This is a genomic window from Rhodococcus sp. KBS0724, assembly GCF_005938745.2.
GTDB lineage: Bacteria > Actinomycetota > Actinomycetes > Mycobacteriales > Mycobacteriaceae > Rhodococcus_F.
Map to the genome: position 1 here is coordinate 5,826,219 of NZ_VCBX02000001.1, position 21,428 is coordinate 5,847,646.

Below are 21,428 nucleotides of genomic sequence, written 5' to 3' on the forward strand. Positions count from 1 at the left end.
TTCGAGTGCGTCATCCGCCGGTCCGACGCCCCAACATCGATGCCAGGAGCTGCGCAGATCCTCCTGTTGTTCCACCCGATGCAGCCAGAGCGGAACCTGCTGTGAGGATCTCCGACGATTGACTGGGGCGTAGATGCTTCCGAGCAGGCGAGTCGTTGAACATGGGGCGCTCCGGGCAGAGTTGGCGGTGACGCAAGTGCGTGCGCGCCCTGTCGGCGCGTAGCCACAAGGTGGCATGACCAGCTCGTGACCTACATCACCGCTCCCACTGACCGGGACTGTAGTGTTCTGGCTCGCATTTCTGATCAAAACTAGAACTAATTCTGATTTTGACTTTGCTAGTTTTGCGGAACTTACCCCAAGATAGCTTCAACAAATTAGAATGAATACTAATTTCTGACCTGGATCGAAGGAGCACGACATGACGCAATCACTGAGCTTGGAAGGCAAAGTAGCCGCAGTCACCGGTGCCGGCGCCGGACTCGGCCGCGCAGAGGCACTCGGCCTCGCAGCAGCCGGCGCGGCCGTCATCGTCAACGACATGGGCCCCGCAGCCAATGACGTGGTCGACGAGATCAAGGCCGCAGGCGGACAAGCCATCGCCATCACCGGCGACGTCTCCGACTGGTCGCTCGGCGCACGCTTCGTCGAGGAAGGCGTCAAGAACTTCGGCTCCTTCGACATCCTCGTCAACAACGCAGGCATCCTGCGCGACAAGATGATCTTCAACCTGACCGAATCCGACTGGGACGACGTCATCCGCGTGCACCTCAAGGGCCATGCCGCAACCTCCCATGCGGCTGCAGTGCACTGGCGCGCCGCCAGCAAGGCAGCCGACGCCCCCGTCTACGGCCGCATCATCAACACATCCTCCGAAGCCTTCCTCTTCGGCAGCGCCGGACAGCCCAACTACTCGGCAGCCAAGGCCGGCATCACGGCTCTGACGCTCTCCAGCGCAGCCGGCCTCTCCCGTTACGGCGTCCGCAGCAACGCAATCTGCCCGCGCGCCCGGACGGCCATGACGGCAGGTGCATTCGGCGAGAACAACACCGGCGTCACCGGCCTCGATCCGCTTGCACCCGAGCGTGTTGCCACGCTGGTCAGCTACCTGGCTTCGCCCGATTCGGACGAGATCAACGGACAGGTCTTTGTCGTCTACGGCAAGATGGTGGCACTGATGGAAGCACCGAAGGTCGAGAACCGTTTCGACGCAGCCGGATCCGCATTCACCGTCGAAGAGCTCGGTGGTCAGCTCACGTCGTACTTCTCGGGTCGTGGACCCTACGAGAACTACGCCGCCTACAGCGTTGCCGGCCTCGAGAAGATCGCACTCGCAGTCGACGAGACCGCAACCGTATAAGCAGCATTCACAGAAGAAGGAGCGTTTTTCATGAGGTTGAACGGCAAGGTAGCGATTGTCACCGGCGGCGCCGGTGGTATCGGTCGCGCAATCACCCGAGTCTTTGCCCGTGAAGGCGCGAAGGTCCTGTTCGTCGACATCAACGACGAACAGGGCCAGGCCCTCGAGCAGGAACTGGCCGGATCCGGCAAGTTCCTCAACGTCGACCTTGCTGCCGCAGGTTCAGCCGAGCAGATCCGTGACGCCGCGCTCGCGGCGTTCGGCAAGCTCGACATCCTGGTCAACAACGCTCACGCGTCTCGTCAGGCCCCGTTGCTGGAAACCACGCAGGACATGTTCGATCTGTCCTTCAACACCGGTTTCTACCCCGTTGTCCACCTGATGCAGGCGTGTCACGACGAACTGGCGAAGTCCAAGGGTTCGGTCATCAACTTCGCGTCCGGTTCCGGCTTGGACGGTATGCCCACCCAGACCTCGTACGCAGCGGCCAAGGAAGCTGTGCGCGGCCTGACCCGCGTCGTCGCCAACGAGTGGGCGCCGGAAGGCATTCGGGTCAACGTAGTCTGCCCGTTTGCCGCCACCGAAGGCGTCGTCAAGTGGCAGGAGGCCTTTCCCGAGCGCGCAGCCGCATCGGTCGCCAAGGTACCTCTCGGGCGCATCGGTGACCCCGAAACCGACATCGCTCCCGTCGTCGTGTTCCTGGCGAGCGAGGATTCCAAGTACATGACCGGCCAGACGTTGATGGCCGACGGCGGCAGCATCAAACTTCGCTGAGCACCAAGCTCTTCTCGGTGAGCGCTCAGCTCACCGAGAAGAGTTTGGCAGCGTTGTCGTGAACAACCGCGCGCAACCACTCGTCACCGAGGCCGAAACGCGTAAGCGCCTGTAGTGCTTTGAGATACGGGTACGGAATGTTCGGAAAATCGCTCCCGAAGAGGATCCGGTCCTGCAGGTCGACCAGGCGGGAGACATCCGATGTCGGGAACGCACACTGCTCTTCCGTGAAATCCGTGAACGCCATGGTCGTATCCAGTCGCACATTCCCGTATGACTCTGCAAGATCAAGGAATTCGCTGTACTCAGGCATTCCCATGTGCGCGATGATCAGCGGCAGTCGCGGGTAGCGCGCCAACAGAGAAGCAATACGATCGGGTCCCGTGTACTTTCCCGGCGCCGGTCCCGATCCACAGTGGATCACGATGGGCGTCTCGGAGTCCTCGAGCTGCCCCCACACCTTGTCGAGCAGCGGATCGTTCGGATCGTAGTTCCCGACCTGGATGTGGGACTTGAAGATTCGCGCCCCCGACTCCAAAGCCTTTCCGACGTACGACGCGGCCGTCTCCTCGGGATAGAACGTGGCCGTGTGCAGACAATCCGGTGTTTGGGCGGCAAACTCGACGGCCCACTGATTGAGCCACTCGGCCATCGCGTTCTTGTGCGGGTAGATCATCGAGGTAAAGGCCCGGACTCCGAATTCACGCAGCCGATGTACGCGTTCCTCCTCCACCAGGCGATACGTGATGGGCCATGGTCGACCGATCATCGGTCCGGCGGAGTCGAAGTAGCCCCACACCTTGTCCATGACGCTCTTGGGCATGAAATGGGTGTGAACATCGACCAAGCCCGGAACGCCCAACTCACTCCAGAAATCCCGAACCTCAGCGATCTCCTCGGCCCCGGGGACCGAATCCGTATCAACGCACATAGCGAGCGCTCCTTCCGTTTGCTCGACCATACCGAGTGTTGTCGCGCTCACTGAGACAGGTGATTGACGGCAGGGCCTTACGCCCTCGAATCTGAGGGCATCTTGCCGATTACTGCTGGAGGTTGCATGTCTTTGACCGAGTCCGAAGTCGCGTCACTCAGTCCTGTCGAGGAACTACTCGCAATCGAGGAAATCAAAAAGGTCTTCTCGGCTCGGCTGCGCTGCATGGACACCAAGCAGTGGCATATCTACCCGACGCTGCACACCGCTGATGTCGTCAGCGAGACGTGGGGCGGACTCCCGACGGACAAGCAACCCAAGACCGGTGACACGTCGAACCAGGTGGTCGGTATCGAGAAACTTACCAACGCCATCCGGAACATGCTCGACGGCGAAATTCCTCTCACCACCGCGCACCACGCGCACACTCCCGAAATCGTGTTGACCTCCCCCACCACCGCCACGGGGATCTGGGCGATGGAGGACATGCTGTGGTGGAACGACGGTGAAAAGGAACTGCACCTGCACGGCTACGGCCACTACCACGAGGAATACCGCAAAGAGGACGGTAAGTGGCTGATCAGCTACCGCACCCTCACGAGGCTGCGCGTCGATCAGGACCCCGGATTCTTCCGATTCATGAAAGCACTGTGATTGACATGACCAGTCCCCTTTTCCAGCCTTTGCGCATTCGTTCGCTCGAACTGCCCAACCGCATTGTCATGTCCCCGATGACGCGCACTTACTCCATCGAGGGCGTCCCAGGACAGGACGTCGCCGATTACTACCGTCGACGCGCTGAGGGCGGCACCGGCCTGATCGTCACCGAAGGCGTTGCGATCGATCACGTGAGCGCGGTCGACCATGCCAACGTCCCCAACCTGCACACCCCCGCCGCTCAAGCCGGCTGGCGCAAGGTCATCGACGACGTTCACGCTGCCGGCGGCAAGATCGTGCCGCAGTTGTGGCACGTCGGCCCGTTGTGGGGCGCGATGACGCAGATGGATCCTTCTCTCAAGCCGATGCGCCCGTCCGGTGAGTGGGGACCGCTCGGTGTCACGTCGTACTCCGCCGCCTACGTCGAGCGCGCTCAGGCAACAACCGAAGCGATGACCGAGCAGGACATCGAAGATGTGATCGCCGCCTACGTCCGCAGTGCGAAGCACGCTGTCGAGCTCGGGTTCGACGGCATCGCCATTCACGGCGGCCACGGCTACCTGCTGGATTCCTTCTTCTGGGAAGGCACCAACCAGCGCGACGACGCGTGGGGCGGCGACTTGGAGCATCGTACCAAATTCCCCGCGGCCGTCGTGGCAGCGATCCGCGAAGCCATCGGCCCCGATCTGCCGATCATCTACCGCTTCTCCCAGCACAAGCAGCAGGATTTCACTGCAAAGATCGCGGAAACCCCGGAAGAGTTGGGCGTGATCTTGGGTGCTTTGGTCGATGCCGGGGTCGACGTGCTCGATGCCAGCATCCGGCGCTTCGACGTCCCAGCGTTCGAAGGCAGCGACCTCTCCCTCGCCGGCTGGGCGAAGAAGCTGACCGGCGCCGTCACCATGGCCGTAGGCAGTGTCGGCCTTGGAAAGTCGTTGCGCGACAGCCGCATCGAAGGTGTTGCACCCGTCGTGGACAACATTCCGCAGCTCGAAGAGCGCATCGGTAGCGGCGAGTTCGACCTGATCGCGATCGGTCGCTTGCACTTGGCTGATCCGGCACTCGCCACCACTCTGCGTGCCGGCGGTCCGTTGCCCGCATTCGATCGAGCAGTGCATGAGGGCAGCTTGATCTAGGGACTGCGCCCTGCGCGTTGATCTAGGGGCTCCGCCCTGTGCGCCGTTTCGGCAATCGGCACTACCGAAACGGCGCACAGGGCCGAAGGCCTTTATGTTCGACCTATGACATCCTTCAACGCCTGGGTTGCCCGAGAGGGCGACAACGCCATCGATTTTGCCCCCGAGACTGTCGACGAATCTTTCCTCCCCGCAGGTGAGGTCACCATTCGTGTCGAGTACTCCAGCGTGAACTACAAGGACGCACTGGCCGTCACGCCCAAAGGCGGTGTTGTCCGGAACTACCCGATCGTTCCCGGCATCGACATCGCCGGCGAGGTTATCGCCTCCGAATCCGACGAGTTCGCTCCGGGCGACAAGGTTGTGGCCCACGGCTACGAAATCGGTACCGCCCGCCACGGTGGTTACGCCGAGATCGCGCGACTCCCAGCTGAATGGGTAGTGAAACTCGACGGCATGTCCACCGCTGATGCGGCCGCGATCGGTACAGCAGGATTCACCGCCGCGATGAGCGTGCAGGCAATCCTGGCGAGCGGAATCACTCCAGCCGACGGTCCGGTCCTCGTAACGGGGGCGAGCGGAGGCGTCGGCACAGTCAGCGTAGATCTGCTGTCGAGTGCGGGTTTCGACGTAGTCGCGTCCAGCGGCAAACCCGGCGCCGTGGAACTTCTGACATCACTCGGCGCTTCTTCGGTGATCGGCCGCCTGCCCGAGGATCCCGATGCAAAGCCTCGCCCGCTCGGCAAATCCCAATGGGCGGCTGCAGTGGACTGCGTCGGCGGTAAGACTCTCGCTCATGTCTTGAGCACGATGAATTACGGTGGCGTGGTCGCGGCCAGCGGCCTGACCGGCGGCGCTGCGCTGCCGACAACCGTGATGCCCTTCATTCTCCGCGGAGTTTCGCTGCTCGGTATCGACTCGGTTCTGATGCCGATCGCACCTCGCCGCGAACTGTGGGCACGCCTTCACTCCGATCTCGCTCCGCGCCATCTGAAGGACATCACCAACCGCGTCGCCGTTCGAGACGTCGTGTCGGTGATCGATCAGGTGCGCGAAGGCAAGTACACGGGCCGCGCGCTCGTCGAGGTTGCAGGCGGGTTCTAAAACTCCCGGTAAGGCAGCGCGCTTTCAGAACAGTGTGAACAGATCTTCCGGTTCGACAGCCGTCGTGGACTTCTCCTTGTACGAGGAGTTCACGACGGTCACTTCTTTCTTCACGGGAGCCGGAGCCGGGGTATGCACGGCAAGCGGCACCGACTCGATATCGCCGGAGACAATAGCGCGGGCGGCTTCGCCCGCCAGTTTGTCGGCCACCTCGTTGTAGTGGTTGCCCACGTGCCCGCGGACCCAACGGAAACGTACCGGCCCGACACGATCACTGATGGCGCGGTCGATGCTCTGTACCAGTTCCAGGTTCTTGACGGCGCCACCGCTCGCGGTTTTCCAGCCCTTGCGCTTCCAACTCGGCAGCCACTCGGACGCACATTTGATGGCGTATTGAGAGTCGGATTCGATGAGCAAAGGCTCGTCTCCGGGGTGAGCTGCGACGGCCTCGAAGAGCGCCCTCAACTCGGCGATCTGGTTGGTTCCGGATGATTCGCCGCCCGACATCGACGGACCCTCGTGATTTACCCAAGCCCAGCCGATAGCTCCGCCAGGGTTGCGCAGACAGGATCCGTCGGTGCTCACGATGATCATGGCTCGGACCTTACGTTGCCGCACCGACATGTAGCTGAACACCCACCGACGGTTGCAGATACGCTGGCCGACAATGACGCCGCAACCAGGCGCTGCCGAAGTCACGGTGACTTCTCAGCGACCACTCGATGCCGCGCTGACGCTCAGCCCGCATCAGCGCGGACCTGGCGACCCCACTCACAGACGGTCCCCGGACGGCACAATCTGGCGAGTTTCCCGCCAACTTTCCGGTCCTGTGACCTACCGCATCACGCAGTCCGATCGCCACACCGTCCGGGTGCAGGCGTGGGGCCCCGGCGCTACGGAATTCCTGGGCGGAGCCGAAGCACTGCTCGGTCTGGGCGACGAAGCCGAAGACTTCGCTCCCGAACATCCCAAGCTGGTCGAAGCTCATCGACGCTTCCCGCATCTTCGGATCGGACGCACGGGCCGTGTCATGGAGGCCCTCGTCCCCGCCATCCTCGAGCAACGTGTCCACGGCGTCGACGCTTTCGCAGCGTGGCGCCGTCTGCTGACCAAGTTCGGAGAACGCCCTCCCGGACCTGCGCCCGACGGAATGCGAGTTCCACTCACCGCAGATCAGTGGCGACGCATGCCGTCGTGGGAGTTTCATCGCGCGAACGTCGACCCGGCACGATCGAAGACGATCGTGCAGTGCGCTCGGGTCGCCGATCGATTGGAGCAAGCGTCGACCTTCACTCCGGCCGAGGCAACCAGACGTTTGCGAGCTGTGCCGGGCGTCGGGATCTGGACGGCCGCCGAGGTGGCCCAACGCGCTTTCGGGGATTCGGACGCACTGTCGGTGGGCGATTACCATCTCGCCGCGGTAGTCGGCTGGTCACTTCTCGGCGAGCCGATCGACGACGCTCGTATGGTCGAGTACCTCGCTCCCTTGCAACCGCATCGGTATCGGGCGGTTCGACTCCTGCAGATCAGTGGGCAGGCCGTCAAACCGAAGTTCGGGCCCCGCACCGCTATCGCGGATCATCGTCGGCACTGATCGCGCGCCACCCGGCCGCGACAGAAATTCGGCCACATGTCTTGCACCCCAACAGATTAAGATTGTCCGGCCCCCAAAGTACGGGGCACCGGAGGTAGCCATCACCCGGGACGATGCTCGGGTGCCTCTACAGCACACGAAATGCAAACCGCTGCATTGTGTCAGAAGTAAGCCGAATCCGCCGACGCCCGGTTCACAACTCAACCACTACCGTTCAGGACTGTGATGTCGTCCTATTCGTCTCTACCACCGCGGCCCGTTCGCTACGTTCCGTCCCGTAACATCGATTTCCGAATCGAGCACAGGGTTGGAGGGGACACGCATGGCTACCAGATCAGGTAGGCCGGAGAAGACCGCAATGATCGTGGCGAGGCGAATCGTCTCCGAGATCGCGGCCAAAGGACTACGTCCAGGGGATCGCCTACCCCCGGAGAAAGTCATGCTCGATCAGTACGAAATCGGTCGGGGCACGCTTCGTGAAGCGCTCCGATTCCTCGAACTGTCTGGGGCGCTGTCACTTAAGCCCGGTCCGGGCGGTGGACCCACTGTCGAGAAACCCGACGCGTCGCACCTCATGGACAGCCTCGCGCTGCTACTTCAGTTCGAGAAGACGCCCTTCGATTCGATCCTCGAGGCCCGAGTGGGTCTCGAACCGATGAATGCCCGTCTCGCCGCGGCACGGGTCACCGACGAGCAACTAGCAGCGATGGAAGCTGCTGTGACACGGATGGACGAAAACATCCGTGATCTCAATCTGTTCCATGAAACAAGCAAAGAATTCCATGATGCGCTCGCCTGGGCTTCCGGCAACGCTGTCTTCGGATATCTCATCGACGCTATCGACGGCATCTTCGAGGGTCCGATGTTCTCCGAATACCCCCTGGCCCGAAGAAAGAAGGACCTCGCAGCTCATCGGGCGGTTCTCGCCGCTGTCGCCCAACGCGATCCGGACGGCGCAGAAGCCACGATGCGCGAGCACATGGAAGAACTCGCGGGGTTCCTGCGTAAGAAATCTGCGGCACTTCTCAATCAACCGATAACCTGGGCTGCACTCTAGCCAGATTTGGCACCCAACTCACACTGCGAAGACGGATCGGGAGCTCGCTGCCGTCTTCGCAGTGCATACAGCCGTCACCTCAATGTGCGGCGGAGGCAACAGTCCTCGCGGTGTCCACCGACTCCAATTGTCGTGTCCGGCTCAGCCTCCACAACGAATGAGTAGCCCAGGCGCCGATCAGCATCGGGATGGCTGCGAAGTAGTACAGGGTCTGCGGTGCAACGACGGTCAACGCGTATCCGACAAGGATGGGGGCGGAGATCGAGCAGAGTCGGCCGACTCCGAGCATCCAGCCCATCGCGGTAGCGCGCGAGCTGGCCGGATATAGCTGCGGCACGACGGCCGCGCTCGCGGTGATCGCAATATAGGTGAACAGACCAACTGCCGCGGTGATTGCGATCGCTATGGCCGAATGTGTAAAGAAAGCGGCGAAGGTGAAGATCGAGATCGCTGCTCCCAGCATCGAAATCCAGAGCACTCGCGGCGCGGATGTCTTGAGGGTCCACACACCGAATGTCAACGCGCCGAAAAGTCCACCGAGGCTGAGGATCAGACCAGCCGTCGTACCCAAGTTCGCGTCGCCGCTGGCTGTCTTCACCAATTCCGGGGTCCATGTATTCGCAAAGTAAAACGAGCACATCAGACTTGCGTAGGCAAGCCAGGACAACAACGTCCGCTTGGCAAGTCGCCCTGAGAACAAACTGCGTAAGCTCCCTCCGGCAACGACAGCAGGAGTTGCGGCCGGCCGGGCTTCTGGATCGATGGATGGGTCATCCAAACGTGCGACGATCCTGTTGATCTCCGCCTGTGCCTCCGGAGTGTTGCGGGTAACCAGGAAGTCGATCGACTCCGGCATGAAGAAGTAAGCGACGACGATTGCACCCAGTGTTATGACGGCACCGAAGGCGAACATTACGTGCCAGGAACCGCCGAGTGATCCAACAAGGAAAGCACCGATTCCGCCTCCGACGAGGCTCCCCACTGGGAATCCGATCGAGTAGATACCCACCATAAGGTTCCGCCGACTGTCGGAGCAGTATTCCTGAACAAGCACAACCAGACTCGCGGCCATTCCGCCGATACCGATTCCCGTGATAAGTCGGGCCACGATCAAGGCCTCGACGTTCGGCGACATCGCACTGGCAACCATCCCCACGAGGCTTGCAGTCAAACAAATTTGGACCAGCTTTCGTCGACCGATCCGGTCAGCCAATGGCGCCAACAGTATCGACCCTGCTGCCATTCCGAACAAGCCGGCGCTGAGCAGATAGCCCTTCTCTGCCGTCCCGGAGAAGAAGTCGTCAGGAAGGTGAGGAAGCACGAATCCCATGACGAACACGTCGAATCCGTCGACTGTGATTACGAGCAGGCATGCCATGAGCGAGACGTACTGGAACCGCTTCATCGGTTTCGTCTTTATCGCAGTGAGAACATCCATCGGAGTTCCTCCATCGGTTCAGGTGGCTAGCTACGAAAGCTGAGGGCTCTCACGACGGCCTCGGAGAGTTGCGCCGCAGCGCGCGGTACGTAGTCCTCGAGTACGGACTCGAATCGAAAGAATCCGTGGTTCATCCCGGGATGATCGATCAACTCGACCGGAATCCCCGCACGGCGCAGTTGCTCGGCGTAGTCCACGCCCTCGTCGTGCAGCGGATCGTGACCGGCGACGAGCAGCACTGTCGGGGGCAACCCGCCGAGATCCTCGCCGTTCATCGGGGAAAACATCATGCCGGTACGTTCCTGCAATTCGGGGCAATAGTGGTCCAGAAACCACTCCATCTCCCGGGTTCCGATTCCGTCGGCCGACGACGAACGCCGGTACGACGGGCGAGTGGTGTCGCTGTCGAGCACCGGATACAGCAGCACCTGAGCCGCGACGGCGACGACGCCGCGCAATTGCGCGACTGCTACTGCGGCAAGGTTCCCCCCGGCGCTGTCTCCTGCCACTGCGAGCGGCACTCCACCGGTTGTTGCTGCGATCGCGACTACAGCCGCTACGGCGTCGTCGGCAGCAGCCGGAAACTGCGCTTCCGGAGCAAGTCGGTAGTCGACGCTGACAACTTCGACTCCGGCCCCGGCGGCGAGATACCGGCACACGTTATCTGCGTAGTCGAGGTCTCCCGTCACCCAGCCGCCGCCGTGGAAGTACACCACCACCGCGACAGGGTCCCCGATGCCCGACGGGGTGTAGCGCCTGGCGGACAGCCCCGTCGATTCCAACGTAATGTCCTCGACTGCAACGGTATTCGGACCATCTGAGCAGAGCCTGTTGCCGGCCAGCACTTTGGCCCGTGCATCGTGGACTGCCAACTCGTACATCGGCGGGCCGCCCATATTGCGGCCCCGGTCGAGCAATGCCCGCAACCGCCCGTCGAGAGGTTCGGGTGCGGCTCCCGACTCGACATACTCACCGGTACGAGTCATGCCGGACTCGAAGCAAACTCGGGCAGTACCCGGTCATGAAACAGTTCCATGGTTTTGAGCAATCGGTCCTGTGGCAGGTCGTACCACTGCATTCTCAGGATCACGTAGGTAATGCCCTGCTTCTCCAGTGCCTTGAGCTTCTCGACTGCGGTGTCCGGATCGGTGAACAGATACGACTGGTCTGCCACTTCTTCTGCGGAGTTGGCACCGTCCAGATGCTTGTAGACGCCCGAGGCGTCGGGCGCGTTGAATGCAGAGTATTTCTGGGTCAACGCGCCGCGTGCCCGGACGCCGATCTCACGCGCACGGTCCGGGTTTTCGTCGAGCACCAGTTCTCGGCGGACCACGAGTTCGCCGTCCGACGCCTTACCTAGTAGATCGCGCTCGGCGCGGTAGTGGCCGAGCACCACATCCAGACGGTCAGGTGTGACGTGCGGAGGAATGATCCAGGCATCGCCGAGTCGGGCAGCGCGCCGAGCACCGGTCTTGTGCGCACCCGCACCGATCCATATCTTTGGACCGTAGGGCTGAACCGGTTCGAGGCTGATTCGCTGCTCGTCGAGCTGAAAGTGCTTGCCCTGGTAGCTGATTGTGCGTCCGCTCCACAGCTCGCGAATGATCTCGACACTCTCCTCGAACCGCCCGACTCGCTCGTCCATCGGTACACCGAAGGATTCGAACTCGTTGTCACGGTATCCCATTCCGAACCCCGCGATGACATTTCCGCCACTGAGGTGGTCGATGGTCGCGAACTCCTCCGCGACGGCGACGGGGTGCCGGAGCGGAAGAATGAACATGTTGGTGCCCACATCCATCCCGTCGGCGCGCTCAGCCAGTGAAGCGATCAACGGGATCGGCTGCAGGGTAGGCATGTTGCCGAGATAATGCTGCAACACCCACACCGATTCGAATCCCGATTTTCTTGCGGCACCGACCTGCTCGCGCAATTCCGCAAGCTTGGACGGATTGAGCATGCCGGGCGGAAAATCGTTCATGATGGCCAGACCGAACTTCATGGTTCTCCCTTGAATCAGAATGTCAGCGTCGTCGAGCGGAGTTGCATCACTCCGCGTGAATAACTCAGCCTCTTCACACGTTCGGACCGAGAGCGATCGACTGTTTCTCCAGATATGCCGACAACCCCTCAGGACCCATTTCACGGCCGATCCCGGACTGCTTGAACCCACCGAACGGCGTACCGAAAGCCTGCGGATTTCCGTTGATACTGACCATCCCGGTACGGATCCGACGCGCCACCGACACTGCGCGATCAGTATCGGCGGACCACACGGATCCGGAAAGACCGTATGGAGAATCGTTCGCGATACGGACGGCGTCAGCCTCGGTGTCATAGGGAATCACCGCGATGACGGGTCCGAAGATCTCTTCACGTGCCACTCGCATGCTGTTGTCGACGTCGGCGAGCACTGCCGGATTGACGAAGTGGCCGTTACCAGCATCAACCGGGCGTCCGCCGCCGATGACACGGGCTCCTTCGTCTGCGCCGATCGAGAGGTAGCCCTCGACCCGCTCGCGCTGGGCAGCACTGACCAGAGGGCCGATATCGGTCTCGGTATCGAACGGGTCGCCGACGCGCAGCGCCGTGACGGCAGCTGCAAGGTGGTCCACAATCTCGTTGTACCTGTTGCGGGGAGCCAGAATTCGACTTTGCGAGATGCACAGCTGTCCGTTGACGATCATCGCCATCGGAATCACCTTCGCCACAACGGCATCGAGATCTGCGTCGTCGAGGATGACCGCTGCCGACTTGCCGCCCAGTTCGAGCGTGACCCGGGCTACCCGGTCGGCGCACAGCGCCATGATCCTTTTCCCTGCAGCGGTACTGCCGGTGAACCCCACCTTGTCCACTGCGGGGTTGCGCACCAGGTGTTCACTGACCTCGCGACCGGCGGGCAACACGCTGAGCACACCTGCCGGCAGTCCAGCGTGCTCGAACGCCTCGGCCATGAGCAGCGCCGACAGCGGAGTTTCGGGCGCAGGCTTGAGCACTACCGAGCACCCGGCCGCCAACGCCGGCGCAACCTTGAGGACCGGACTGCTCAACGGACCGTTCCACGGAGTAATCGCACCGACGACTCCGACCGGAGTTTGGGTGACCAGGCTACTCAGGGTCGAGTCGCCACGAATCTCGTCGAATGGGTAGTTGCGGATCAATTCGGCGTAGTAGCGGATCATCCGGATCGGGTTCGGCACGTGTGCACGTTCGGCGAAGCTCCGGGGGCAGCCGAGTTCGCTGGTGAGGATGTCTACAGCCCGATCCTGTTGGGTTTCAAGGTAATCAGCAGCACGGTCCAGTACCGCTGCACGATCAGCAGGCGGTGTGTCGACCCAAGTCCTGACCTCGAAGATCTCCTTGGCCGCGTCCACCGCGCGGTCGACGTCAGCTGTGGAGGCCAACTGCACCGTGCCTAGCGCGGTACCGTCTGCGGGGTTACGAAGTTCGGCGGTCTCATCACCCTGACTCCGCTCCCATCGCCCGGCGATGAACGGGATGCCACCGTGCGTGGGCGTCGTGTCCGCCCTTGTCGCGGAGGTCATTTGGCACTGTCCCGGACGAGCTTCTTTGCCAGCGAATCATAGATGACCTCGGTCGAACCCTCGTAGATGCGCATGGGCCGCGCTTCCCGGTAGAGCCGCTCGATCTTGCTGCCGCGGACCAAACCGAACCTGCCCATCATCTGCACGGCCCGGTCTACTACGCGGCCGGCTGCCTCGGTGGCACCGGCCTTGGCGATCGACGACAAGTGGAGATTCGCCTTCGGATCCCGCGCGGCTGCTGCAGCGGCACGGTAGGTAAACGCGCGGGACATCTCCACGTCAACCCAGGACTGCGCGAGCAGGCTCGGGATCGGCCCGAGTCTTGCCAGCGAAACCCCGAACTGCTCACGAGAGCTGGTGTGCCGGACGGCCTCGTCGAGCGCAGCCTGGGCGAGGCCTACCGCGGCACCGGCGACCGAAACCCGGAACGTCGCCAAGGTGTTGAGCACCAGAGCAAAACCCTCACCCGGCGCACTGATTCGGTTGCCTTCCGGCACCCGGACGTTGTCGAAGATGATGTCGCCCAGAATATGCGGTGCAATGATCTGGAACGGCGCCGAGGTGCGAACGCCTTCGGCGTTGGCCGGCACCAGCACAAGGGAGTACCCGTCGCCCTCCTTCGCCAGCACCGAATAGAAGTCTGCAGCACCTCCGTTGGTGATGAACGACTTGTGTCCGTTGACGACCAACATGTCACCCTCGGACTTGACCGACGTTGTCATGGCCTTGAGGTCCGAGCCGACCTGCGGCTCCGTCAGGGCGAGAGCCGCGATGGCCTCCATCGAGGCAACCTTCGGAAGCCACTCTTGCTTCAGTTCGACGTTGTCGCAGGTGGACAGACCGAAGCTGCCGATGCCCTGCATCGCGAACAGTGAATCCAGATGCGCACACTCGTAGGCCAGCGCCTCACGGACGACAGTGACAGCCAGGGAGTCGACAGCTTCGTCGCGGCCGCCGAACTGTGCGGGCACCACCACGCGGGCGAGCCCACTCTCGGTGAGCAGAGCTCGGACTTCCGCGTCAACAGTTTCCGACTCGTCGGCGCGTTCGGCGATCGGAGCGACCGTTCGGGCCAGTTCGCGTGCCTCCTGCTGCAAGTCCCGGTACCGCGCGGGAAGTTCGAAAGGTTGCACGTCCTGATCTACGGACATTCTTTTGTCCCCTTCTGTGGTCCGCCACGCCGGCGCGAAGCACCAAGGCCTCGATTCAGCGCAGCCCTCGGGTGGCCGTGACGGGCGTCGCCAGGATTGGCGCCTTGCCCATAATTCATTATCATAGTATCTATGATCTACCTCTCGTCAAGATAGTCTGCCATCAATTCGGTGCGGAGTCTGCATACGCACCACTTTCGTCCCGAAAGGGGATTACATGCCTACCGACCTACCCGCCGAGAACACGGATTCGACTCGTGGAGTCGCGATCGATCTGACTGGAAAGGTCGCCCTCGTTACCGGCGGCAGTCGCGGATTGGGCCGCGCTATGGTGGCAGGCTTCGCCGCCGCAGGTGCGGATGTGGTTATCGCCAGTCGCGACGGAGATGCGTGCGCCAAATACGCTTCGGAGATAACCGAACTCACCGGCCGTCGAGCGTTCGGCATCGGAGTGCACGTGGGCAAGTGGGATGAACTCGACCGGCTCGCAGATCAGGTCTACGACGAGTTCGGTCAGGTCGACGTGTTGGTGAACAACGCAGGGATGTCACCTCTCTACGACACGATCGAGTCGGTGAGCGAGGAGTTCTTCGACAAGGTGATCGGAGTAAATCTCAAGGGACCGTTCCGACTGACCGCAAACATCGGCAGCCGAATGGCACAGACGGACGGCGGCTCGATCATCAACATCAGCAGCGCCAGTGCAGTTCACCCCCGAGCCGGCCTGGTCCCCTATGCCGCCGCCAAAGCTGCCTTGAACGCCATGACCATTGGCATGGCACACACCCTTGGACCCACCGTGCGGTGCAATGCGATCATGGCCGGAACCTTCCTGACCGATGTCAGCAAGTCCTGGGACATGGAGGCTTTCGGCAAGCGAGCCGCAGGCTTCGCGCTCGGCCGCGGAGGTCAGCCGGACGAGATCGTCGGCACCGCGCTCTACCTCGCCAGCGACCTGTCCAGCTTCACCACCGGCGCGATCATTCCGGTCGACGGCGGACATCCGTAATCCGACGGTTCACAGCTTGACCGATCAACGGATGAAGCCCGATACGGATGATCCGTACCGGGCTTCCCTCATCCCCAACAAGTTTCACGTGAACCGTGTCAGTCGTTCCCTCCGATGACACCTGCGGCCCGCAGCTCGGCGATCGACTCCGCAGACTCACCGATCAATTCACCGAGCAACGCATCGGTGTGTTGACCGATCCGGGGGACGCCGTCGTAGTTCGGCCGGGCGCTCTCCCTCATATGCAAGATCGGGCCGGGCATCAGCACGGACTTCAACAACTCCTCGCCTTTGACCTCGACCAGGGTTCGTTCCAGGAAATGCGGGTCAACGACGATATCGCTCGAGTCATTCACTGCCGAGGACACCACCTCGAACTTTTCCAGAATGCCCAGCGCCTCTTCCCGCGAATAACTGGCCACCCAGTCGATCACCTTCGCCTGCAGGACCTCGTTGTTCTCCATCCGTGCGGGGTTTGTCGCAAACCGGGAATCGTCGAGAAGTTCCGGCTGGCCCATTGCGTGAAACAACCGCTTAGCGATGCCCTGATTGGACGCGGCAATGGAAAGCCACTTACCGTCAGCAGCCTGGTATATGCCACGCGGTGAGGCGGATCCGGTACCGTTGCCGACCCGATCCTGAATTTCTCCGGTAGCGGTGTACTTGAGGATCATGTCGCCGAGAATGAACATCAGCGGCTCGTAGAGCGCAACATCGACCTCTTCACCCCGGCCTGTTCGCTCTCGACGGAACAACGCCATCGCTGCGCCCATCGCAGCCGAAATGCCGGCGATGGAATCTGCGAATCCGAACGGCGGCGATGTCGGAGGCTTGTCTGCCCAACCGTTGACGTGCGCAAAACCGCTGGCTGTCTCGGCCACCGTACCGAAACCTGGAAGCTCCGAGTACGGACCTGTCTGCCCGAAACCCGATACTCGGACCAGCACCAGCCCCGGATTGGCTGCGCTCAGTTCCGCGTAGCCTAACCCCCACGTCTCGAGGCGGCCCGGCCGGAACGACTCGATCACCACATCGACCTTCGCCGCGAGTCGACGCACGAGCTCTCGGCCGCGATCCGTACGCAGGTCGATCCCGATGGAACTCTTGCCTGCGTTCAGTCGTGTGAAGCCCAGCGACAGGCCTTCCTTCTGAGGAGTCCAATGCCTGGCGAAGTCACCCGTCTCCGGATCCTCCACCTTGATGACCTGGGCCCCGAAATCGCGGAGCATCCTGCCCACGGTAGGGGCGGCATACATGGTCCCGAGTTCGAGAACCCGAATTCCGTGCAGGGGCGCGTTCGGGTCAGACATTTCTGTTTCCTTCCGTCAGCTCTGCAGCGTGTTCGAGCCACTGGAGCGCCTTGTCGTAATGTGCGCGGTCGATGTGCAGACCTCGGTAACGGACTGCCCCATCCCCGACTCTCTCCCCCGCTAGGTAGGCATCGGCCAATCCTCGGTAGAAAGCAATGTCCGTCTCGGACGGAGTGAAGGCCGCGTTGACCACCGGGACGTGACTGGGATGGATCACGACCATGCCCCGGAACCCGAGGCGACGACCGCCGTCGGCGAAGCCGGCCAGACCGTCGAGGTCACCGAGTTCCTCCCACAGTCCCGTCAACGCGTGGAGTCCAGCTTCTCTGCATGCCAACAAGATTCGGCTCCGCAGGTACAATGTCTCGGTACCTTCCGCACTCCACTCGAAGCCAACCTCACGCGCAATGTCGGCATGCTCCGCAGTCGGGCCGATCATCGCCGCGATCCTGGGCGACGCCAGTGCAATCTCCCGGCAATTGTGGATGGCCTTGACGGTCTCGACAGGGACGATGACGCGCTGACGGCCGGCGCCGTTGCGTTGCTCGAAGTGATCCAGCAACGCGTCATAGGCGACCACGTCATGCACGGTTTCGATCTTGGGAGCAAAGATTCCGGTGAGGCCGGGCAGCACCACCGCCTCGAGATCAGCGCCGGTCGTCCGAGTACCGAGCCCATTGGGGCGAACGAACAACCCGACCTCTGAATCATGTTCTCGTACTGCGATAATTGTGTCGGCGACGGCCTTTCGGGCCGATTCTTTCTCCGCCTCTGGAACCGAATCCTCGAGATCCAGCACAATCGCATCAGCGCCGGTACGGAGCGCTTTTAGCACCCAGTCGGGCTTGTGCCCCGGGACGAACAACAGTGTGCGGTAAGGCTTCATGTTCTACTCCTGCCCTCTATTGCGTCAGGACCAGCGTGCGGTCCGCAGTATCCCCGGTGACGCCTTCTTCGCGGAGGACAGCCTTGCGCACCTTCTCCGAAGGCGTCTTCGGCAGTACATCCACGAATCGGATGTACCGCGGGACGGCAAATGCCGGGATCCGCCCCTCGCAGCGCTTCCAAATATTTTCCGCAGCAATGGGTTCGCGCACGACAATCACTGCCAGCACTTCATCCTCACCACCGTCGACGTCTGCCTTGACACCGATGACAGCACACTCGACAACCTCGTCGATGGAAAGCACGGCCTGCTCGACCTCGTAGGAACTGATGTTCTCGCCGCGGCGACGGAGCGCATCCTTGTAACGGTCGACGAAGTAGTACCAGCCGTCCTCGTCCCGGCGTAGAGCGTCGCCGGTATGAAACCACAGATTCCGCCACGCCTCGACGGTCTTGTCCGGCATGGCGTAGTAGCCCTGGCTGCAGGTCCACGGCAAACGCGGACGGACCACGAGTTCGCCGACCTCACCGACCGGCACCTCCTCGTCCGTCTCCGGGTCGACCAGTCGGACGTCGAACCAGTCCGCCACAGCCAGTCCAGCGGCGCCGACTGGCCTCTTCTCGCCGTAGGGTGACAGGATCGGTGCGCACGTCTCGGTCAGCCCGAACACCTCCACAAACGCCTCGACGCCGAACCTGGCGGCGAACTCGTCAACGATCGACGCAGTCGGCGCAGCAAAGATGCAGCGCAGTGTGTTGTCTGCATCGTCCGATCGGGGCGGTTGCTTCCAGGCGAAGTCCATCATCACGCCGAGGAAGTTGGTGACCGTGACCTCGTTCTCGCGAACGAAATCCACCCATCTGCTGGCACTGAACTTCGATCGGACTACTAGTCGCGCGCCGGCGATCAACGCCGGGTAAGCCGCCATGAACTGCGCATTTCCATGAAAGAGCGGGGTCATCGTCAAGTAAGTATCGGCGGCAGTGAGCCTCGTCAGCGCGACCACTTCCTCGGCGAAGAAATACATCTGCGCGTGCGGCATCGATACCCCCTTGGACGGTCCCGTAGTACCGGAGGTGAACAGGATCGACGCCGGGTCCTGCGCTCGCGGCGCAGGCAATTCGACGCACGGACCGTCGAGCAGCGAGTCCCACGGGTCCGCGCTCCAGCCCTGGCCACGGAGCGTAGCCAGCGCGGAATCGATTGCGCCCGTGCCCGTATCGATCACCCAGAACCGCTCGATCTGACCTGAACTCGCGGCGATAGCAACAAACCGTTCAGCGAACACGTCGTCGATCACGGCCCAGCGCGGGCTGACGGTATCGAGTTGATGACGCAGGAACTCACCCTCGTAGGCAGTATTGATCGGCACCTCGACGAGCGAGCAGACCGCAGAACCGAACCAGGTCCGGATGAATCGCGAAGAGTTCACGGCCATGATCAGCAGCCGGTCACCAGCGATCGCACCGGCTCGATGCAATGACCCCGCGACCGTCTCGGCTTCACTGAGAACCTCACCGTAGGTCCACTGCTCGGACTCCTCGGGCGCGATCAGAAAAACACTGTCGGGGGCCGTGGCGGCGCGACTGCGCAGCACGGTAGGCAGTGCCCAGTCGTGCGGATCGACGAATGTGGGCTTGAGATCCTCGTACACCCTGGTCATATTGCGGTCACACCTCGTTCGATTGATTTTTGTTGTGGGACAGAATGACTCGGCGAAGGATCAACGCGAGACGAAACCCTCGTAGTCGTTCGCCGCGACCTTCTCACAGTGTCGACGAAAATTGCCGACCCCACCCACGTACGGCATGAACACTCGCGGTTTTCCTGGCACGTTGGCACCGAGGTACCAAGAGTTCGCGGTCAGATACAGAGTGCCCGACGCCGCGTCCTGGACCCGCTGAACCCAATCGTCCTCGTCTGCCACGACTGCGGCCGCATAGGTGTGGCCTCGCGCCGTCAGGTATTCGATGTAGTCAGTGATCCACTCGACGTGCTGCTCGACAGACATCAGAACGTTACTGATCACCGAAGGACTGCCCGGACCGGTGACAGTGAACAGGTTGGGAAAACCCGCTGTCGCAACGCCAAGCAGGGTGCGCGGACCGGCATGCCACTTGTCCTGCAATGTCACCCCGTTCTCGCCGCGGAAATCCACCCGCAGTAAGGCACCTGTCATCGCGTCGAATCCTGTGGCGAAGACGATGACGTCGAATTCGTACTCTGCATCGGCCGTCTTGATGCCTGCGGAGGTGATCCGCTCGAGCGGTGACGCCGCGACATCGACGAGCGTGACATCCTCACGATTGTATGTCTCGTAGTAGTTGGTACCCAGCGCAATTCGTTTGGCGCCCACCGCATAGTGCGGACTCAGCAGGGCGGCACGCTCCGGATCGGTGACAATTTCGGCAATCTTGCCGCGAATGAACTCGGCAAGCGTTTCGTTGGATTCCGCATTGCGCAACAGGTCTCCGTAGGCACCGACGATGTCGGGACCTCCACTCTCCCAATGTGCCTCGTATCGCTCCTGCCGCTGCTCAGGAGACTCATCGAGCGCGGACTGCTCGCGCAGGTTTCGCAGAATACCACCGGGCGCATACCGCGCCTGTTCACGCAATTGCGGATAGTGGGCCTTGAAGTCCTCGGTGAACTCGTCCGTCAGCGGCGCGTTCCGCGCGGGCATCACGAAGTTCGGCGTGCGCTGGAATACGGTCGTGTGCGCAGCCTGCTCGGCAACCAGCGGAATCAACTGGACGCCGGAAGACCCGGTACCGATCACCGCGACTCGCTTACCTGTCAGGTCGACGCCCTCGTGCGGCCAGTCACCGGAGTGATACCAGTCGCCACCGAAGGTCTCGAGACCTGCGAAGTCCGGAACCCTCGCCGAGGACAGGCACCCGGTCGCCATTACGACGAATCGCGCAGTCCGAGCACTTCCGTCCGCAGTGCGGACCGTCCACCGAGAACCGCTCTCGTCGAACTCCGCGCCCGCAACCCGAACTCCGAACTCGATGTCCTTGCGCAAGTCCAGTCGGTCCGCGACATGCTCGATGTACCGCAGAATCTCGGGCTGAGTAGCGAACCGCTCGGTCCACTCCCAGTCATTCTGCAAGCCTTCGTCGAACGAGTACGAGTACTCCATACTCTGCACGTCGCAGCGTGCGCCGGGGTATCGGTTCCAGTACCAGGTTCCACCGACGCCGTCTCCGGCTTCGAGCACCTGCACTCGCAATCCCTGTGCGCGCAAACGATGCAGTGCGTAAAGGCCCGCGAACCCGGCGCCCACCACGACGACGTCCCACTCCGGCGAGGCCGGATGACCATCTACGTGATCGCTACCCACTGCCGCAGAAACCGATGCTCGAGACATTGCATACCCTTTCAGTCGAACGTGATGCACGCCACGACGAACTATACATTCAATGCGCATCAATAGCAGCATTTATTTCAAATGAGCAATTCGGCCAAGACCCAGA

Annotated in this window: 20 protein-coding genes; 8 read left to right on the top strand and 12 right to left on the bottom strand. The window is 61.9% G+C overall.

Annotated elements, in window-relative coordinates:
• Positions 1-10: 10 nt before the first annotated feature.
• A complete protein-coding gene (locus FFI94_RS33850) occupies positions 11-163 on the bottom strand; it encodes a hypothetical protein (RefSeq protein ID WP_185993329.1) in 153 nt (50 codons plus the stop codon).
• 258 nt (positions 164-421) lie between these two features.
• Between FFI94_RS33850 and FFI94_RS26755 the strand changes: the two genes are divergently transcribed.
• Together FFI94_RS26755 and FFI94_RS26760 are read left to right on the top strand one after the other, a co-directional pair.
• Positions 422-1,360, top strand: a complete 939-nt coding sequence (locus FFI94_RS26755) for a 3-oxoacyl-ACP reductase (protein ID WP_138870476.1) — start codon at positions 422-424, stop codon at positions 1,358-1,360.
• 30 nt (positions 1,361-1,390) lie between these two features.
• Positions 1,391-2,134 (top strand): SDR family NAD(P)-dependent oxidoreductase, encoded by a 744-nt coding sequence (locus FFI94_RS26760; RefSeq protein WP_138870477.1) that lies wholly within the window; start codon positions 1,391-1,393, stop codon positions 2,132-2,134.
• 25 nt (positions 2,135-2,159) lie between these two features.
• Here FFI94_RS26760 and FFI94_RS26765 read toward each other — a convergent pair whose 3' ends face one another.
• A complete protein-coding gene (locus FFI94_RS26765; RefSeq protein WP_138873439.1) occupies positions 2,160-3,065 on the bottom strand; it encodes an amidohydrolase family protein in 906 nt (301 codons plus the stop codon).
• Between the two features lie 126 nt (positions 3,066-3,191).
• Here FFI94_RS26765 and FFI94_RS26770 point away from each other — a divergent pair, with 126 nt between their 5' ends.
• From FFI94_RS26770 to FFI94_RS26780, 3 genes are all read left to right on the top strand, one after another.
• Positions 3,192-3,719: a nuclear transport factor 2 family protein gene (locus FFI94_RS26770; protein WP_138870478.1), complete on the top strand. Its 528-nt coding sequence runs from the start codon at positions 3,192-3,194 to the stop codon at positions 3,717-3,719.
• Positions 3,720-3,724: 5 nt separating this feature from the next.
• Positions 3,725-4,858 (top strand): NADH:flavin oxidoreductase, encoded by a 1,134-nt coding sequence (locus tag FFI94_RS26775; RefSeq protein WP_138870479.1) that lies wholly within the window; start codon positions 3,725-3,727, stop codon positions 4,856-4,858.
• 105 nt (positions 4,859-4,963) lie between these two features.
• Positions 4,964-5,962, top strand: a complete 999-nt coding sequence (locus tag FFI94_RS26780; RefSeq protein WP_138870480.1) for an acryloyl-CoA reductase — start codon at positions 4,964-4,966, stop codon at positions 5,960-5,962.
• Between the two features lie 24 nt (positions 5,963-5,986).
• On the opposite strand, the gene FFI94_RS26785 is transcribed toward FFI94_RS26780, so the two are convergent.
• On the bottom strand, positions 5,987-6,556 hold the full coding sequence (locus tag FFI94_RS26785; RefSeq protein ID WP_138873440.1) for a ribonuclease H: 570 nt from the start codon (positions 6,554-6,556) through the stop codon (positions 5,987-5,989).
• Between the two features lie 73 nt (positions 6,557-6,629).
• On the opposite strand from FFI94_RS26785, the gene FFI94_RS26790 reads away from it, so the two are divergent.
• Together FFI94_RS26790 and FFI94_RS26795 are read left to right on the top strand one after the other, a co-directional pair.
• Positions 6,630-7,556, top strand: a complete 927-nt coding sequence (locus FFI94_RS26790) for a DNA-3-methyladenine glycosylase (protein ID WP_138870481.1) — start codon at positions 6,630-6,632, stop codon at positions 7,554-7,556.
• A 322-nt stretch (positions 7,557-7,878) separates the two neighbouring features.
• The gene (locus FFI94_RS26795) at positions 7,879-8,613 is read left to right on the top strand and encodes a FadR/GntR family transcriptional regulator (RefSeq protein ID WP_138870482.1); all 735 of its coding nucleotides are present in this window, start codon (positions 7,879-7,881) and stop codon (positions 8,611-8,613) included.
• Positions 8,614-8,692: 79 nt separating this feature from the next.
• Here the strand turns inward: FFI94_RS26795 and FFI94_RS26800 are convergent, their stop codons facing one another.
• The 5 genes from FFI94_RS26800 to FFI94_RS26820 form a co-directional block, all read right to left on the bottom strand.
• Positions 8,693-10,051, bottom strand: coding sequence for an MFS transporter (locus FFI94_RS26800; RefSeq protein ID WP_138870483.1), 1,359 nt, complete (start codon positions 10,049-10,051; stop codon positions 8,693-8,695).
• A gap of 26 nt (positions 10,052-10,077) precedes the next feature.
• On the bottom strand, positions 10,078-11,037 hold the full coding sequence (locus FFI94_RS26805; protein ID WP_138870484.1) for an alpha/beta hydrolase: 960 nt from the start codon (positions 11,035-11,037) through the stop codon (positions 10,078-10,080).
• Positions 11,034-12,053 carry an LLM class flavin-dependent oxidoreductase gene (locus FFI94_RS26810; RefSeq protein WP_138870485.1) on the bottom strand — a complete coding sequence of 340 codons (1,020 nt, stop codon included), beginning with the start codon at positions 12,051-12,053 and terminating at the stop codon, positions 11,034-11,036. Before FFI94_RS26810 ends, FFI94_RS26805 begins: the two co-directional genes overlap by 4 nt.
• A gap of 73 nt (positions 12,054-12,126) precedes the next feature.
• Positions 12,127-13,596, bottom strand: a complete 1,470-nt coding sequence (locus tag FFI94_RS26815) for an aldehyde dehydrogenase (RefSeq protein WP_138870486.1) — start codon at positions 13,594-13,596, stop codon at positions 12,127-12,129.
• Positions 13,593-14,747 carry an acyl-CoA dehydrogenase family protein gene (locus tag FFI94_RS26820; protein WP_138870487.1) on the bottom strand — a complete coding sequence of 385 codons (1,155 nt, stop codon included), beginning with the start codon at positions 14,745-14,747 and terminating at the stop codon, positions 13,593-13,595. Before FFI94_RS26820 ends, FFI94_RS26815 begins: the two co-directional genes overlap by 4 nt.
• A 217-nt stretch (positions 14,748-14,964) precedes the next feature.
• On the opposite strand from FFI94_RS26820, the gene FFI94_RS26825 reads away from it, so the two are divergent.
• Positions 14,965-15,756: an SDR family NAD(P)-dependent oxidoreductase gene (locus FFI94_RS26825; protein WP_138870488.1), complete on the top strand. Its 792-nt coding sequence runs from the start codon at positions 14,965-14,967 to the stop codon at positions 15,754-15,756.
• A gap of 98 nt (positions 15,757-15,854) precedes the next feature.
• On the opposite strand, the gene FFI94_RS26830 is transcribed toward FFI94_RS26825, so the two are convergent.
• The 4 genes from FFI94_RS26830 to FFI94_RS26845 are packed head-to-tail and all read right to left on the bottom strand — an operon-like array spanning position 15,855 to position 21,322.
• Positions 15,855-17,066: a CaiB/BaiF CoA-transferase family protein gene (locus tag FFI94_RS26830; protein ID WP_138870489.1), complete on the bottom strand. Its 1,212-nt coding sequence runs from the start codon at positions 17,064-17,066 to the stop codon at positions 15,855-15,857.
• The gene (locus FFI94_RS26835) at positions 17,059-17,952 is read right to left on the bottom strand and encodes a CoA ester lyase (RefSeq protein ID WP_138870490.1); all 894 of its coding nucleotides are present in this window, start codon (positions 17,950-17,952) and stop codon (positions 17,059-17,061) included. The genes FFI94_RS26830 and FFI94_RS26835 overlap by 8 nt, the downstream gene beginning before the upstream one ends.
• Positions 17,953-17,968: 16 nt before the next feature.
• Positions 17,969-19,615 (bottom strand): AMP-binding protein, encoded by a 1,647-nt coding sequence (locus FFI94_RS26840; RefSeq protein ID WP_138870491.1) that lies wholly within the window; start codon positions 19,613-19,615, stop codon positions 17,969-17,971.
• Positions 19,616-19,675: 60 nt separating this feature from the next.
• The gene (locus FFI94_RS26845) at positions 19,676-21,322 is read right to left on the bottom strand and encodes an NAD(P)/FAD-dependent oxidoreductase (protein ID WP_138870492.1); all 1,647 of its coding nucleotides are present in this window, start codon (positions 21,320-21,322) and stop codon (positions 19,676-19,678) included.
• Positions 21,323-21,428: the final 106 nt, after the last annotated feature.

Excerpts from the sequence above, each read along its gene's own strand:
- FFI94_RS33850 (WP_185993329.1), bottom strand. The coding sequence starts at position 163 with ATGTTCAACGACTCGCCTGCTCGGAAGCATCTACGCCCCAGTCAATCG.
- FFI94_RS26755 (WP_138870476.1), top strand. The coding sequence starts at position 422 with ATGACGCAATCACTGAGCTTGGAAGGCAAAGTAGCCGCAGTCACCGGT.
- FFI94_RS26760 (WP_138870477.1), top strand. The coding sequence starts at position 1,391 with ATGAGGTTGAACGGCAAGGTAGCGATTGTCACCGGCGGCGCCGGTGGT.
- FFI94_RS26765 (WP_138873439.1), bottom strand. The coding sequence starts at position 3,065 with ATGTGCGTTGATACGGATTCGGTCCCCGGGGCCGAGGAGATCGCTGAG.
- FFI94_RS26770 (WP_138870478.1), top strand. The coding sequence starts at position 3,192 with ATGTCTTTGACCGAGTCCGAAGTCGCGTCACTCAGTCCTGTCGAGGAA.
- FFI94_RS26775 (WP_138870479.1), top strand. The coding sequence starts at position 3,725 with ATGACCAGTCCCCTTTTCCAGCCTTTGCGCATTCGTTCGCTCGAACTG.
- FFI94_RS26780 (WP_138870480.1), top strand. The coding sequence starts at position 4,964 with ATGACATCCTTCAACGCCTGGGTTGCCCGAGAGGGCGACAACGCCATC.
- FFI94_RS26785 (WP_138873440.1), bottom strand. The coding sequence starts at position 6,556 with ATGATCATCGTGAGCACCGACGGATCCTGTCTGCGCAACCCTGGCGGA.
- FFI94_RS26790 (WP_138870481.1), top strand. The coding sequence starts at position 6,630 with ATGACGCCGCAACCAGGCGCTGCCGAAGTCACGGTGACTTCTCAGCGA.
- FFI94_RS26795 (WP_138870482.1), top strand. The coding sequence starts at position 7,879 with ATGGCTACCAGATCAGGTAGGCCGGAGAAGACCGCAATGATCGTGGCG.
- FFI94_RS26800 (WP_138870483.1), bottom strand. The coding sequence starts at position 10,051 with ATGGATGTTCTCACTGCGATAAAGACGAAACCGATGAAGCGGTTCCAG.
- FFI94_RS26805 (WP_138870484.1), bottom strand. The coding sequence starts at position 11,037 with ATGACTCGTACCGGTGAGTATGTCGAGTCGGGAGCCGCACCCGAACCT.
- FFI94_RS26810 (WP_138870485.1), bottom strand. The coding sequence starts at position 12,053 with ATGAAGTTCGGTCTGGCCATCATGAACGATTTTCCGCCCGGCATGCTC.
- FFI94_RS26815 (WP_138870486.1), bottom strand. The coding sequence starts at position 13,596 with ATGACCTCCGCGACAAGGGCGGACACGACGCCCACGCACGGTGGCATC.
- FFI94_RS26820 (WP_138870487.1), bottom strand. The coding sequence starts at position 14,747 with ATGTCCGTAGATCAGGACGTGCAACCTTTCGAACTTCCCGCGCGGTAC.
- FFI94_RS26825 (WP_138870488.1), top strand. The coding sequence starts at position 14,965 with ATGCCTACCGACCTACCCGCCGAGAACACGGATTCGACTCGTGGAGTC.
- FFI94_RS26830 (WP_138870489.1), bottom strand. The coding sequence starts at position 17,066 with ATGTCTGACCCGAACGCGCCCCTGCACGGAATTCGGGTTCTCGAACTC.
- FFI94_RS26835 (WP_138870490.1), bottom strand. The coding sequence starts at position 17,952 with ATGAAGCCTTACCGCACACTGTTGTTCGTCCCGGGGCACAAGCCCGAC.
- FFI94_RS26840 (WP_138870491.1), bottom strand. The coding sequence starts at position 19,615 with ATGACCAGGGTGTACGAGGATCTCAAGCCCACATTCGTCGATCCGCAC.
- FFI94_RS26845 (WP_138870492.1), bottom strand. The coding sequence starts at position 21,322 with ATGTCTCGAGCATCGGTTTCTGCGGCAGTGGGTAGCGATCACGTAGAT.